This is a genomic window from Kribbella sp. NPDC000426 (assembly GCF_040300265.1).
Lineage (GTDB): Bacteria > Actinomycetota > Actinomycetes > Propionibacteriales > Kribbellaceae > Kribbella.
In genome coordinates this window covers 449266-462102 of record NZ_JBEPDK010000005.1, presented here as the reverse complement: position 1 = coordinate 462102, position 12837 = coordinate 449266, and the positions used below count along the sequence as shown (strand labels likewise).

The following is a 12837-nucleotide window of genomic DNA, read 5'->3' as shown; positions in this document are numbered from 1 at the left end:
ACTCGCACCTGTGGACGCTCCGAACGGCACCGCCGCGGGCATGACGGTGACAGTCGGTAGAGCTTCACCTTGCGTTGGGCAACGGGTTCCCGTCGGGCAATGTCCGGCCCCTGTCCTGGATCCATGTTGGTGATCGCGCATCGGGGAGCGAGTGGCTACCGCCCGGAACACACACCGGCGGCCTACCGGCTGGCCGCGGCACAGGGCGCCGACTACCTGGAACCGGACCTGGTCGCGACCCTCGACGGCATCCTGGTCTGCCGGCACGAGAACGAGATCTCGAGTACGACGGATGTCGCCGAGCACCCGGTCTTCGCGGACCGGAAGATCACCAAGATCGTTGACGGGACAGCAGTCACCGGCTGGTTCGTCGAGGACTTCACGCTGGCTGAGCTACGCACACTGCGTGCCCGGGAACGGATGCCAGCACTCCGGGCGAGCAACACGGCGTACGACGGCCTGGAGGCGATCCCCACCTTCGACGAGGTGGTCGGGCTGGCACGCTGGGAGTCGGCGCGGCTCGGTCATCCGATCGGGGTGATCCCGGAGATCAAGCATCCGGCGTACTTCCGGCGGCTCGGACTGCCGCTGGAGGAGCTGCTGACCGAGCGGATCCTCGCGCTCGGACTGCGCGACGGCGAGATCATGGTGCAGTCGTTCGAGCCGAGCAGCCTGCGACGGCTGTCGGTGATGACGCGGGTGCCGCTGGTGCAGCTGATCGACTCCGAGAGCGCGCCGAACGACTTCCTGCGGACCGGTGACGGTCGCACGTACGCCGACCTGATCGAGCCGGCCGGACTGCGGGAGATCGCGACGTACGCCCAGGTGCTGGCGCCGCACAAGGACCTGGTCATTCCACGGACTGCGGACGGGTGTCTGGGGGAGCCGACTCGTCTGGTGGAGCAGGCTCACCGGGTCGGTCTGGCTGTGCAGGCCTGGACGTTCCGGGCGGAGCGCCGCTTCCTGCCTACTGCGACCGACTATGCGACCGAGCTGAAGCGCTTCGCCGCGCTGGGGCTGCAGGGGGTCTTCGCGGACCACCCGGACCAGGCGCTGGCAGCACTCCGCAGGCCGGCCCTGAAGGTCTAGACAGCCGCAGGCGGGGTGACCGCCGGTGCGATCACCCCGCCGGGGTCTCTGCGCCGTTCGATGGCGCAGAGAGGGTCATGCGGCCGGGGGCTTGTTGTTGGTGGTTGTGGTGTCGTCGTAGATGCGGGAGGCGATGTCGTTCTCGGTCGCGTCCTGGTGCTGGTTCTGGTTGACCGACTGCTGAACGTTCTGCCACACGGCCTTGCCGTCGGACTCCGGGATCACGATCCACGCGACCGCGTAGCCGATCATCGCGGCGCCGCCGGTGATGAGGGTCAGGCCGACCCAGCCGAGGCGGACCAGCGTCACGTCGATGTTGAGGTACTCGGCGATGCCGCCGGAGACACCGGAGAGCATCCGCTGGTTCGAGGAACGACGGAGGACCTTGCCGGACAGGTTCTGGAACGGTGCGTTGGAGTTCGTCATGGCTCCACTGTCCCGTTTCCCGACCGCCCGCGGCATCCGGATCCGTACCGACCGACCCCTGATCCACCCCTGACGACTTTCGCTATCGGAGTACGCCGTCAGCACTCACACTTAGGGGTGTGGAGCCCGTGCGCACCAGTAGGACCCGCAGCGTGCTGGCATCGTTGAACGGAGTACGGGCCGAGCGCCGTCGGACGACCTGTGCGAGCGACGGGGTGTGTTGGGGTGCAGTCGGCCTGCCTTCGTTGCACGTCTGGTTCCGTGCCTCTTCGTCCACCAGTGCGGGCACGGTGAACGAGATCCTCGCGCGGATCGAGATCCTGCCGGACAGGGTCGGCGTACCCAGCTCCCGGTCGCTCGACGACGGCCGGGCCGGTACGGCGTACGCCCAGCGCCTCCGCGAGCTGGGGCTCAGGAGCGAGATCAGCACCAGGACATCGACTGTCTACAAGCCTGGCCGCCTGGTCAGCATCTACCCGTCCCCAGGAACCCTCCTGACTCCAGGCGAGACAGTCACCTTGACAGTCATCAAGTAGAGGGAACCTGCAGTGCACATCACCCTGTCTGTAGGGGTGAGGAGGGGGTATGGACGACTTCAGCGAGTATGTGACCGCACGCTGGCCGACGCTGGTGCGTAGTGCGGTTCTGCTCGGCTGTACCCCGCCGGAAGCTGAAGACCTCGTTCAGACCGCACTGGAGCGCTGCCTGGTCAGGTGGAACCGCGTCCGCGCAGCTGACGACCGCGACGCCTACGTGCACCGGGTCCTGGTCAACTGCTTCCGCTCCTCCAGACGGCGCCGCTGGCACGGAGAGAGACCGTCCGAGGTACTCCCTGAGCACGCGGACGTCGATCCGACCGCCGGCATCGATGAAACCGACGCCGTGATGCGCGCACTCGACGGACTGCCCGACGACCAACGGACAGCGGTCGTACTGCGGTACTACGCGCACCTGACCGAACTACAGATGGCGACTGTCCTGGGTGTAGCCGCCGGCACAGTCAAGAGCCGCCTGTCCCGTGCAGTGAAGGCCCTCGCACAGGACCCACATTTGGCAGAACTGCGAGACCCCCGATGAAGCTGACAGACCTGCTGGAACGCACCGCCGAGCAAACCCCGGTCGGCCCGCCCCCACTGGACACCCTGTACGCCGGAGCAGCCCGCCGACGCCACCGCCGTACTGCGGGGCTCGTCGCCGCGACCGTAGTAGCTGTCGGGGCCGTCATCGCCGGGTCGACCCTGCTGACATCTCGCGCTCCGGTCACGTCACCAGCTCCCGTCGCTCCGGCGATGAGGCTGGTCGGCTTCGGTCACGCGGCCATCGCTGTCCCGGCGGAGTGGCCGACCAACGAGAGCCGGTGCGGTACTCCGATGCAGGACACGGTTCTGATCGACGACCCGAGCGCGGCGCTCTACTGCATGGCCTTCCGTCCGGCTGGGGTCGAGAGCGTGGGGCTGTACTACGGAAGCCCGCGAGCAGACTTCCGTGCCGACGAGAGGTTCCAGATCGGCGGAGTACGCGCCGAGCGGCAGCAGACGACCTGCTCGACGTCCAACTACCCCAAGCGCAACACGACGACCTGTGACGGGACAGTGAGTATCCCGTCCCTCAAGGTGTGGTTCCGCGCCGAATCCTCCACGAGCGCTGCGGAGGTCGACCACCTACTCCAGCGGATTCAGATTATGCCGGGCGAGGCCGGCGTCCTGAGTCCGTTGAGAGACGTCGGCCCGCCGACCGGCCCGCTCGTGAGCAGCTATGCGCCGCTGCTGACTACAGCCGGCCTGAAGGTGCAGTACAACCGAGTGAAGTCGCCCAGCTACCCAGCCGGCACGGTCCTGGGTGTTTCGCCTGCTGTGGGCACGATGCTGCCCGTCGGCTCGACGGTGACCGTCACGATCGCGCGCTGAGGAAACTGTCGGTGGCGGTGCCTAGCGTGGGGGTATGGATGCGCAGGCGGTGGTGAAGGTGATGGCGGGGTTGCCGGGCGCCGAGGAGCATGAGGGGTGGGCGGGACAGCCTGTCTTCAAGGTGCGGAACAAGAGCTTCGCCTACATGTCCGAGGATCAGACCCACCTGCATCTCAAGGCTCTCCGGGAGGAGCAGGAAGCGCTGGTCGCGGAGGATCCGGAGGCGTATGCGCCGTCCTGGGCCGGTGGCCGGTTCGCCTGGGTGCTCATCCGGCTCGAGCTGGCTGACGGCGAGGAGCTGCATGAGCTCATCACCGAGGCGTACCGCCTCACCGCCCCGAAGTACCTGGTTGCCCAGCTGACCGCCTGACCAGGACCCACTGCGGGCTGGTGCGGCTGACCTCGGTGAAGCCGGCGCTGAGGTAGACCGACAGCGGGCCGCGGTACAGGTCGGCGGACGGCACCCGGCCGGCCACGCCGGTGTCGACGGCGCAGGCTTCGACCACGGTGGCGCCGTACGAGCCGGCCAGCTCCACAGCGCCGTACACCAGTTCCGCGGCGACTCCCTGGCGGCGGTGGCCGACCGGTACGACGAAGCACGTGATCACCCACGCGTCCGGGTGGTCGGTGCGCCAGTTGGGCGATGCGACGACCCGCGGGTACGCCGTCCGCGGGGCGACCGCGCACCAGCCGACCGGCGTACCTCCGTCGTAGGCCAGGACGCCGGGAGGACGCTCGCCGTCGACGACCTGCGTCTCGAGCAGCGCACGGTTGGCGGCCGGCGGGTTGTCGGACCAGGCCTTGCCGCGGAGGCGGAAGTACTGGCAGAAGCAGCGGGAGGGGTCGCCGCGCTCACCCATCACCGCCGCGACGTCGGGCCAGGAGTCCGGGGCGGCCGGACGCAGCGTCACCATGGGTTCACCGTAGCCGGGGCCTGGCTTGCACTCGTTTGGGTCGAGTGCTAATACTTGGTTAGCACTCCAAGGGCGAGAGTGATAAGTGCTCGTGCCTCGGAGTGTGCAAGAAGACGGCCTCGATGAGGTGCCGGAGCGTGGCGGGACATGAGCGTCGCGGGCCGGTGCCGTCCGTCGCGGGCATCCGGGCCGGCTGGACCACAAAGACTCGACGCGGGAGGACTCGCGGAGAATGCCCAAGCTGATTGCTTTCGATGAAGAGGCGCGCCGTGGCCTCGAGCGGGGGATGAACACCCTCGCCGATGCCGTCAAGGTGACGCTCGGCCCGAAGGGCCGCAACGTCGTGCTGGAGAAGAAGTGGGGCGCCCCCACGATCACCAACGACGGTGTCTCCATCGCCAAGGAGATCGAGCTCGAGGACCCGTACGAGAAGATCGGGGCCGAGCTCGTCAAGGAAGTTGCCAAGAAGACCGACGATGTCGCCGGTGACGGCACCACCACGGCCACCGTGCTGGCCCAGGCTCTCGTCCGCGAGGGTCTGCGCAACGTCGCGGCCGGCGCCAACCCGATGGGCCTGAAGAAGGGCATCGAGAAGGCGACCGAGGCCGTCAGCGAGCAGCTGCTGTCGCTCGCGAAGCCGGTCGAGACCCGCGAGCAGATCGCGGCGACCGCGTCCATCTCGGCCGCGGACACCCAGGTCGGCTCGATCATCGCCGAGGCGATGGACAAGGTCGGCAAGGAAGGCGTCATCACCGTCGAGGAGAGCAACACCTTCGGCCTCGAGCTCGAGCTCACCGAGGGTATGCGCTTCGACAAGGGCTACATCTCGCCGTACTTCGTGACCGACACGGACCGGATGGAGGCCGTCCTCGACGACCCGTACATCCTGATCGTGAACAGCAAGATCTCGAGCATCAAGGACCTGGTCCCGGTGCTGGAGAAGGTCATGCAGACCGGCAAGCCGCTGGCCATCATCGCCGAGGACATCGAGGGCGAGGCGCTGGCGACCCTGGTCGTCAACAAGATCAAGGGCACCTTCAAGGCCGTCGCCGTCAAGGCGCCGGGCTTCGGTGACCGCCGCAAGGCCATGCTGGTCGACATCGCCGTCCTCACCGGCGGCGAGGTGATCTCCGAGGAGGTCGGTCTCAAGCTCGACTCGGTCGACCTGGAGCTGCTCGGCCAGGCCCGCAAGATCGTCGTCACCAAGGACGAGACGACCATCGTCGAGGGCGAGGGCGACGCGGACCAGATCGGCGGCCGGGTCAACCAGATCCGCGCCGAGATCGAGAAGTCGGACTCCGACTACGACCGCGAGAAGCTGCAGGAGCGCCTGGCCAAGCTGGCCGGCGGTGTTGCGGTGATCAAGGTCGGCGCGGCCACCGAGGTCGAGCTGAAGGAGCGCAAGCACCGCATCGAGGACGCCGTTCGCAACGCGAAGGCGGCCGTCGAGGAGGGCATCGTCGCCGGTGGCGGCGTGGCTCTGCTGCAGGCGTCCGTCGCGGCGTTCGAGAAGCTGGAGCTCGAGGGTGACGAGGCGACCGGTGCGCAGATCGTGCGCCAGGCCGTCGAGGCTCCGCTCAAGCAGATCGCCGTGAACGCCGGCCTCGAGGGCGGCGTCGTGGTGGAGAAGGTTCGCAACCTCGAGCCGGGTCACGGTCTGAACGCCGCGTCCGGTGAGTACGTGGACCTGATCAAGACCGGCATCATCGACCCGGCCAAGGTGACGCGCTCCGCGCTGCAGAACGCAGCGTCGATCGCGGCCCTGTTCCTCACCACCGAGGCCGTCATCGCCGACAAGCCGGAGAAGGCCGCGGCCGCTCCGGGTGGCGCGCCCGACATGGGCGGCATGGACTTCTGATCCAGTAGTCCGACAGCACAGCACACAACAAGCGGTCCCGAGCCTCAGGCTCGGGACCGCTTGCTTTGTGGGACGTCTAGGTGCCGGCGATGAGGTGGTGGGCCAGCACCGCGGAGAACGTGCGGACGGGGAGCGTGGGGGTGAGCCCGCAGGGGCCGTCGGACTCGCCCGGGGTGCGGAGCCAGAGCTGGAGGTCCACCGGGGAGGCTGCCTCGACCGGCGCAGTACCGAGTTTGCGGGCCGGTGGGTTGCAGGAGCTGCCGTTGGAGCCGTTGCCGTTGCGGCTGGTGTCGACGATGAAGTGGGACCCGCCGCCCAGCGCCTGCAGGATCGCCGTACCGCGGGTGACCGACTGGGCCGTGGTGTAGTAGTTCGCGGTGTTCAGCGCGAAGCCGCGGACCTTCCCGACGTCGGCGAGCCGGAGCCGGCGCGCCATCTCCTTCGGGTCGCCGGACGCCACGTTCCCGGCGTCGAGGTACACCCAGGTGTTCACATTCTTCGCCGCGAGCAGCCCAACGGCGTACTTCAGCATCGCGATCCGGCCGTCCCACTCCGCCGGCGGGAAGCAGTCGAGTCGCGCGAGCGCGTCCGGCTCGAGCACGACGACGGCGGGACGTACGCCGATACCGTCCGACAAGCCGCCGATCCAAGCCCGGTACGCCGCCTCCGACGCTGCGCCACCGCCGACCCCGCACGGTCCGCCGGGGAGGTTGTCCGCGACGAGCACCGGCAGCTTGCCGGCCCGGTCCGCGGCCATCGTGTACGTCGCAACGGCTGCCTTCACGTCCCCGCTCCACACGCCGAACCAGCGCGCCGACGCCTGCCCGGCGATCTTCGACGCGAGCTCGGTGTCCTCGGGATGCCGTCGTACGTAGGCCGCCGCGGCCGAGGCGGGGTCGACGTAGAACCCGTCGGTCAGCTTCAGCGGGTCGCCGGTCGCCTCGGCCAGCCCGGGCTCGGGCCGGCCGAAGGCGAGCAGCGCCGCGGACAGCGCCAGACCGGCAGCTACCAAACGGCCAACACGGCCGGCACGGCCCTGAGGACGAGCACGGTCGGGTCGCAGAGTCGGCATCGGTGAGGCGTCCTTCCGTCCATGGAGTGATCACTCAACGTGCCGACGAGACTACTCTCAGGGGTTCAGCTGTTCTCGTCGACCTCGCAGAACGAGGCGTAGTGGTCGCCGGTGTAGTAGAGGTGCTCGGGGTCGGTGGTCGCGCCGCCGCCGATCAGCCGGCGGGCGCCGCGGTCCGACGAGCCGGGCGTCTTCACGGTGTACTCGTGGTAGTAGCTGCTCGACTCGTCCGGGAGGATGCCCTCGCGGTTCTGGAAGACGGTCCCGTCCTGCCGGTACGGGAACGGTCCGCCGGAGTGGATCAGGCCGAGGGTGTCGGCGGCCTGCGACGGCAGCGAGCTGAGCGCACAGGTGTCGATCGCGCTGACGACGTACCTGCTGGAGGTGGGGGCGGTGGTCGGGGCGGCGTAGGCCGTGGTGCCGAAGGCGGCGGTGGTCGCCAGGACCACGGCGGCGATGAGGGTTCTCATGTCTGGAACGCTTCCCCGGCAAACAAACGTTCGTACATCCCAGGTGTGAATAACAGGTGGACTATGACCCCGTCCGGCCCTTAGAGTCTCCCCCGGCGAGACCAACCTTGGAGTGGAAGGAGCGACCGATGAGCACACCGACTTGTTTCCCGGCGCACCCGGTCCGCTCCCACAGCTCGCACTGAGCGGATCCGCGCCTCCTGCTGGAGGATCTGTGACGATTCGCACCACCGTCGAGGCCGACCTCGACACCATCCTTGCTCTGATCGAGCAGCAGAAGTCCGTCAACACCGTGACCCACGAGCGGTACGTCGAATATGTTGCCGCCGGCTACTACCGCGACGAGTGGACCTGGGTCGTCGAGGAGGACGGCGTGATCCGGGCGCTCGCCATCTGGTGGGGCGCCCCGGGCGAGGAACTGCCGTTCAGTATCGACGGCCTGTACTACGCCGGCGACGGCGACCCGGTCCCGGCGTGGACCGAGCTGATCAAGCACGCCCTGGCGGCGAGGCCGGCCGATGCCGAGCAACCGGAGTACCACTTCTTCCTCGACAGCGACTGGCAGGAGCAGCCGGACGTCGTCGCGGGTCTCGAGCCGCGGGCCGAGGCGGCTGCGGCGGCCGGGCTGACCGCGATCACCGACCGGCTGCGGTACGAGTGGAGGCCGGAGGACGGCCTGCCGCCGCGTTCCACCCGGCTGCGGTTCGAGCCGGCCGACGACGAGGCGTTCGTCGACGTGTTCATGCAGGTCAGCCAGGGCAGTCTGGACGCCGCCACGGCGCGGGAGATCGCGCGGGTCGGGGTCGAGGCCGCAGCTCGCGAGGAGCTCGACCTCTACAAGTCGATGCCGAACAGCGACCGGGATTGGTGGCGGCTTGCGTACAACGAGGACGGCAAGCTGATCGGGTTCGCGCTTCCGTCGGCGAATGCGGGGGGACCGACGGTCGGGTACCTCGGCGTTTTGCCGGAGCATCGCGGTCACCGGTACATCGACGAGCTGCTCGCCGAGATCACCCACATGCACGCCGAGCTGGGCGCCGAGCACATCAGAGCCGACACCGATTTCGGCAACGTGCCGATGGCGAAGTCCTTTGAACGCATGGGATATCGGAACTTCGCAGTCCGTCGGGTCCTGTCCTTCCCGGAGAGCTGAACTCGCCCGGCCGAGGTACTGACGAGCGACGCCCCGCCCCCTATGCTCCCTGACATGTCAGATAGCTCCGGGGGGAGCGGGGAGCGGGGGAGTCGCGGCGATGCGTGACATCGCGTTGATTCTGCATGTGGCGGCAGGGATTCTCAGTGTCCTGTTCGGCCCGCTCGCGATCGTGCTGACGTTGCGGCGGCGCGGGCTGAACTGGGCGGGCGAGGTCTACCACTGGACGATCGCGCTGGTCTGTCTGACCGCGCTGGTGATGGTCCCGTACGACTGGGGCCGGCTCTGGTACTTCTGGCCGATCACCATCGCGTCGTACCTGTTCGTCTACCTCGGCCAGCGCTCCGCCGAGGCGCCCGGCGGCCTCTGGTACCGCGGTGTCCTGCGCGGGTACGGCGGGGGCTGGGTCGCACTCCTGACCGCCGTCGCGGTCGTCAGCCTCCCGCACCACCCGTGGACCTGGGCGATCCCGATCGTCGTCGGCTCAACCATCATCGAATGGCTCTGCTTCAACCCGTCACCGACCTGGACGCAATTACCTCACGGCGTGTGAGGAGATGCCGCAAACTTGCCTAGGTTTTGGGTGAATCCTGTCGGTAGGGGACCGCTCGCTTCGGCCGCTCCTCCCGGGTGTCGCCGGACTCGGTTGCGGCCGCGCGTTCGTAGTCGGTCAGCACCTCGAAGACGCGAGGGGCTTCGAACATTCGGTAGCGCTGCTGGTCGCCAACTGGCCGGATCACGTCGCTGGCCGCGAGACTGTCGATTGCCGCGAAGGCGGCGGACCGACTGGCCTGGGTCAGTCGGATGACATCGTCTGCGGTCACGACGGGGTTGGCGATCAATTGGGACAGCAGCCGATCCGCCGCGCTTCCGCTCCGAGGACGCGCGCTCGTGCGCCAGTCCCGCTGCACCTGCTCGAGTAGGCCTTGCAGGTTCACGGCGTCGGCAGTCGCTCGTCGGACGGCGCTGAGGAACAGATCGAGCCAATCGCGGATGCCGGCGAGGGCTTCTTGGCCGGCAGCGTCACCGACATACCGGAACCGGGTCAGAGCCCCGACGTAGGCGGCGGCTCGAGTGGCAAGAGCGAGGCTGATCGGCGGCACGTAGTTCTGGGCCAGGCCACGGCGCTTGAGGACGACCTGGATCAGAGCGCGGCCAGTACGGCCGTTGCCGTCAGCGAAGGGATGGATGGTCTCGAACTGCGCGTGCACGAGCCCCGCTTGAACCGTGCCGGGGAGGTCGTCTCGGTTGATGAAGTCACAGAGATCATCGAGCAGTTGCGGAAGGTAGTCGGGTGGAGGTGGTACGAATACTGCCTGGCACGGGTTGAAATCGTTCCCGCCGATCCAGTTCTGTGTACTGCGAACGTGACCGCCGATGTCCGGCCGGTCCGAGTGCTCCATCAGCGCCGAGTGGATGTCGAGCAGGTGCTGCGGTTCGACGGCCGCGGCGGTTGCAACCTTGTCCACTGCGTGCTGCATGGCCAGTACGTTGCCCAGGACGGCGTCTGCGGTGGTATCCCGGTCGGGTATACCGGCCGCGACCCGCGCCTCATGGCGCGCCAGGCGCCTGCTGTTGACTTGCAGACCTTCGATCTTGGACGACGCCACCGCCTCCGCACGCAGCAGGAAGCGAGCAAGTTGTTCGAGTCCGTGGTCCGGCGCCCCCTCGAATGCGGCGAGCGCTCGCTCTGTGTCGGCGACATCGGCCGCCAGTTCCGTGCTCAGGTCCAGAGCGTGGGCACGCAGAAGATCGGGCACGTACGCGGTGTATTCGCACGGCCGCCGGTATTTGCGCGGACCGAAGGCATCCGAATTCGCCCGCCAGATAGCCGTGATCTGCTGGCTCAAGACCTGGACTTCCTCTCTTTTAAGTCCAGGTTACTTTAACAACCTGGACTTAGCTGAATGTAAGCCCAGGTTCCGGCGCAGATTTCAGGCCTGGCCGGCTTGTTCTTCCGGGGTGGCTTTGCGGACGACGAGGCGGGTCCAGGCGCCGACGTAGATGCGGTCGTCCGGGTTCAGCTCCTGGCGCTGGCCGGGGATGATCGGGTCCTCGGGCAGCGGCCCGGCGGCGGAGGCGACGTACGTGCCGTTGGAGGACTGGAGGTCCTCGACCCACCAGCGCTGGCCGTCCGTGGTGAGCTGCGCCTGGCGGCGGCTGACGCCTGTGTCGTCACCGCAGTCGATCTCCGGGTTGATGTTCCGGCTGCGCGACGGACGCCCGATCAGCAGGCTCTTCTCGGTCAACGGGATCACCTTCGGCAGACCGGGCGACGGACACGGGTCGTCGCTCTGCTGTACGGCGTACCAGTCGGGGTCGACCCACAGCTCGACGACCCAGTCCGCGACAGGAGCGGGCGGTGCAGGCGGTGTGGGCCCGGCCGACGGGAGGTCCAGCGGGGACGCGGCCCGCGGCATGGTGCCGGTCGTGAAGTCGTAGCCGCAGTTCTCGCAGAACAGTGCGTCGGCAGACGCCGGCTCCTGGCAGTTGGGGCACGACTGACCGGCCGGGGCCGGGGCCGGCGTGACAGCCGGACCAGGCGCGGCGACGGCGGACGCAGGTACGGCGGCTGCCTCCGGAGTGGCAGCGGCGCCGATGGGCAGCCCGCAGACGTCGCAGTAGTCGGTCGAGGTGGACGGGTGCCCACTCGGACAGTTGACGGTCATTTCTTCACCCGGGTGGTCTTGGTGGAGGCCGTGTCGAGCGCCATCTCGTCGGCCTTCTCCACGGTCCGCTTCAGCCGCACCGTACCCGTTTCCTGGTCGTCGATGTCGACAACCTTGCGCAGCCGCGTCGTGGCTTCCTCGTTGCCGGTCGCGGCCGCGAGCTGGACCGCCCGGCCAAGCTTGGTGGTCGCGGTCGCGGTGTCACCGGCGGCCTTGGCGGCCAGACCGTCCTGGATCGCCTGCGCCAGCTCGGTCTGCCCGGTGTAGTGCGCGACCTCCGGGCTGATGCGGGTGGTGAGCGCCTCGTCGGCCGACCAGAGCGCCTTGACCAGACCCTGCGCGACGGTCTGGTCGCCGATCACCAGCTGCACCCGGGCAGCCAGCTGCTCCTGCCCGATCGCCTTCGCAGCCAGCCGGATCGCTACGTGGTAGTCGCGGGACTCGTCACCCCACGAGCCGGTCGGATACGAGCCGGTGAGCGGGTTGACCGCCGTACGACGGGACGTCAGGTCCTCGACCGTCGGGGCGACCTGCCGTACGAACAGCACCTCGGCACCCTGCGGCGCCCACACCCGCAGGTCCGCCTGAGCGACTCCGCGGCTCATAGCGTTCTGGATGAGCTTGGAGAACTCCGCGGCCAGCTGGTCCGGCGCCGGGATGATGTCGACGGTGCCGAGCAGCGCCTGCGCGATCCGCCGTACTTCGTCCACCTGCCAGGCCACGCCGACGCCGCGGGTGTCGCACTGAAACTGGCCGGTCACGGACTCGATCGCCTGGGTCAGCGCCTCCGGCGTCTCGTGCTGGTTCTCGCCGTCGGTCAGCAGGATCGCGTGCTTCTGGGACAGCGACGGCACGGTCGCGAAGACCCGCGAGGCCAGTCGCAGCCAGGTGCCCATCGCCGTACCGCCGTCGGCGTAGAAGCGGGACACCGCGTCCTTGGCCGCCTGCCGCGTGTACGGGTCCATCCTGACCATCACCGGCTCCGCGGATGGCGGGAACGCCAGCTGCGCCCGGTCGTTGCCGGAGATCACCGCGAACCAGACCCCGTCGAGGATCTGGTCGAGCGCGGTCTGCGCGGCGTACGCCGCTGCCTGCACGCCGTCGCGGCCCATCGAGCCGGACGTGTCGACGATGATGATCTCGCCCGCGTCTCCGCTACCGGACTGGCCGGCCGCGCCGGCGCCTGTGCAGTTCACCGTGACGATCGCGTGTACGTCGGTCCCGCCGTCGGGCAGGAACTCGTTCTGGTAGACGCTGGCGGTGAAGTCGGCCATCTCGG

General features: G+C 68.4%; 15 protein-coding genes. 8 read left to right on the top strand and 7 right to left on the bottom strand.

Features of this window, described 5'->3' with window-relative positions; translation table 11 throughout:
• The first annotated feature begins 123 nt into the window (after positions 1-123).
• Entirely contained in the window at positions 124-1089 is a 966-nt protein-coding gene (locus ABT313_RS26340; RefSeq protein WP_350859171.1) for a glycerophosphodiester phosphodiesterase, read from the top strand.
• A 75-nt stretch (positions 1090-1164) separates the two neighbouring features.
• On the opposite strand, the gene ABT313_RS26335 is transcribed toward ABT313_RS26340, so the two are convergent.
• Positions 1165-1515 (bottom strand): PspC domain-containing protein, encoded by a 351-nt coding sequence (locus ABT313_RS26335; RefSeq protein ID WP_350859168.1) that lies wholly within the window; start codon positions 1513-1515, stop codon positions 1165-1167.
• A 290-nt stretch (positions 1516-1805) separates the two neighbouring features.
• On the opposite strand from ABT313_RS26335, the gene ABT313_RS26330 reads away from it, so the two are divergent.
• Genes ABT313_RS26330 through ABT313_RS26315 form a run of 4 tightly spaced genes read left to right on the top strand, consistent with a single transcriptional unit; the run spans position 1806 to position 3792 of the window.
• Positions 1806-2051 carry a PASTA domain-containing protein gene (locus ABT313_RS26330; protein WP_350859165.1) on the top strand — a complete coding sequence of 82 codons (246 nt, stop codon included), beginning with the start codon at positions 1806-1808 and terminating at the stop codon, positions 2049-2051.
• 49 nt (positions 2052-2100) lie between these two features.
• Positions 2101-2592 (top strand): SigE family RNA polymerase sigma factor, encoded by a 492-nt coding sequence (locus ABT313_RS26325; protein ID WP_350859162.1) that lies wholly within the window; start codon positions 2101-2103, stop codon positions 2590-2592.
• Positions 2589-3422, top strand: a complete 834-nt coding sequence (locus ABT313_RS26320) for a PASTA domain-containing protein (RefSeq protein WP_350859159.1) — start codon at positions 2589-2591, stop codon at positions 3420-3422. The genes ABT313_RS26325 and ABT313_RS26320 overlap by 4 nt, the downstream gene beginning before the upstream one ends.
• Positions 3423-3456: 34 nt before the next feature.
• Positions 3457-3792 (top strand): MmcQ/YjbR family DNA-binding protein, encoded by a 336-nt coding sequence (locus ABT313_RS26315; RefSeq protein WP_350859157.1) that lies wholly within the window; start codon positions 3457-3459, stop codon positions 3790-3792.
• Here ABT313_RS26315 and ABT313_RS26310 read toward each other — a convergent pair.
• A complete protein-coding gene (locus tag ABT313_RS26310; RefSeq protein WP_350859154.1) occupies positions 3752-4336 on the bottom strand; it encodes a GNAT family N-acetyltransferase in 585 nt (194 codons plus the stop codon). The genes ABT313_RS26315 and ABT313_RS26310 overlap by 41 nt on opposite strands.
• Positions 4337-4568: 232 nt before the next feature.
• Here ABT313_RS26310 and groL point away from each other — a divergent pair, with 232 nt between their 5' ends.
• The gene (groL, locus tag ABT313_RS26305; RefSeq protein ID WP_350859151.1) at positions 4569-6194 is read left to right on the top strand and encodes a chaperonin GroEL; all 1626 of its coding nucleotides are present in this window, start codon (positions 4569-4571) and stop codon (positions 6192-6194) included.
• Between the two features lie 76 nt (positions 6195-6270).
• Here the strand turns inward: groL and ABT313_RS26300 are convergent, their stop codons facing one another.
• Positions 6271-7266: a glycoside hydrolase family 6 protein gene (locus ABT313_RS26300; protein WP_350859148.1), complete on the bottom strand. Its 996-nt coding sequence runs from the start codon at positions 7264-7266 to the stop codon at positions 6271-6273.
• A 65-nt stretch (positions 7267-7331) separates the two neighbouring features.
• Entirely contained in the window at positions 7332-7736 is a 405-nt protein-coding gene (locus ABT313_RS26295; protein WP_350859145.1) for a guanyl-specific ribonuclease, read from the bottom strand.
• A gap of 214 nt (positions 7737-7950) precedes the next feature.
• On the opposite strand from ABT313_RS26295, the gene ABT313_RS26290 reads away from it, so the two are divergent.
• Together ABT313_RS26290 and ABT313_RS26285 are read left to right on the top strand one after the other, a co-directional pair.
• Positions 7951-8889 carry a GNAT family N-acetyltransferase gene (locus tag ABT313_RS26290; protein ID WP_350859142.1) on the top strand — a complete coding sequence of 313 codons (939 nt, stop codon included), beginning with the start codon at positions 7951-7953 and terminating at the stop codon, positions 8887-8889.
• A gap of 100 nt (positions 8890-8989) precedes the next feature.
• Positions 8990-9442 carry a hypothetical protein gene (locus ABT313_RS26285; RefSeq protein WP_350859139.1) on the top strand — a complete coding sequence of 151 codons (453 nt, stop codon included), beginning with the start codon at positions 8990-8992 and terminating at the stop codon, positions 9440-9442.
• 19 nt (positions 9443-9461) lie between these two features.
• Here the strand turns inward: ABT313_RS26285 and ABT313_RS26280 are convergent, their stop codons facing one another.
• From ABT313_RS26280 to ABT313_RS26270, 3 genes are all read right to left on the bottom strand, one after another.
• Positions 9462-10649, bottom strand: a complete 1188-nt coding sequence (locus ABT313_RS26280) for a Fic family protein (protein ID WP_350859136.1) — start codon at positions 10647-10649, stop codon at positions 9462-9464.
• A 174-nt stretch (positions 10650-10823) separates the two neighbouring features.
• Positions 10824-11558 (bottom strand): FHA domain-containing protein, encoded by a 735-nt coding sequence (locus ABT313_RS26275; RefSeq protein WP_350859134.1) that lies wholly within the window; start codon positions 11556-11558, stop codon positions 10824-10826.
• Positions 11555-12832, bottom strand: a complete 1278-nt coding sequence (locus ABT313_RS26270) for a vWA domain-containing protein (protein ID WP_350859131.1) — start codon at positions 12830-12832, stop codon at positions 11555-11557. The genes ABT313_RS26275 and ABT313_RS26270 overlap by 4 nt, the downstream gene beginning before the upstream one ends.
• Between the last annotated feature and the right edge of the window lie 5 nt (positions 12833-12837).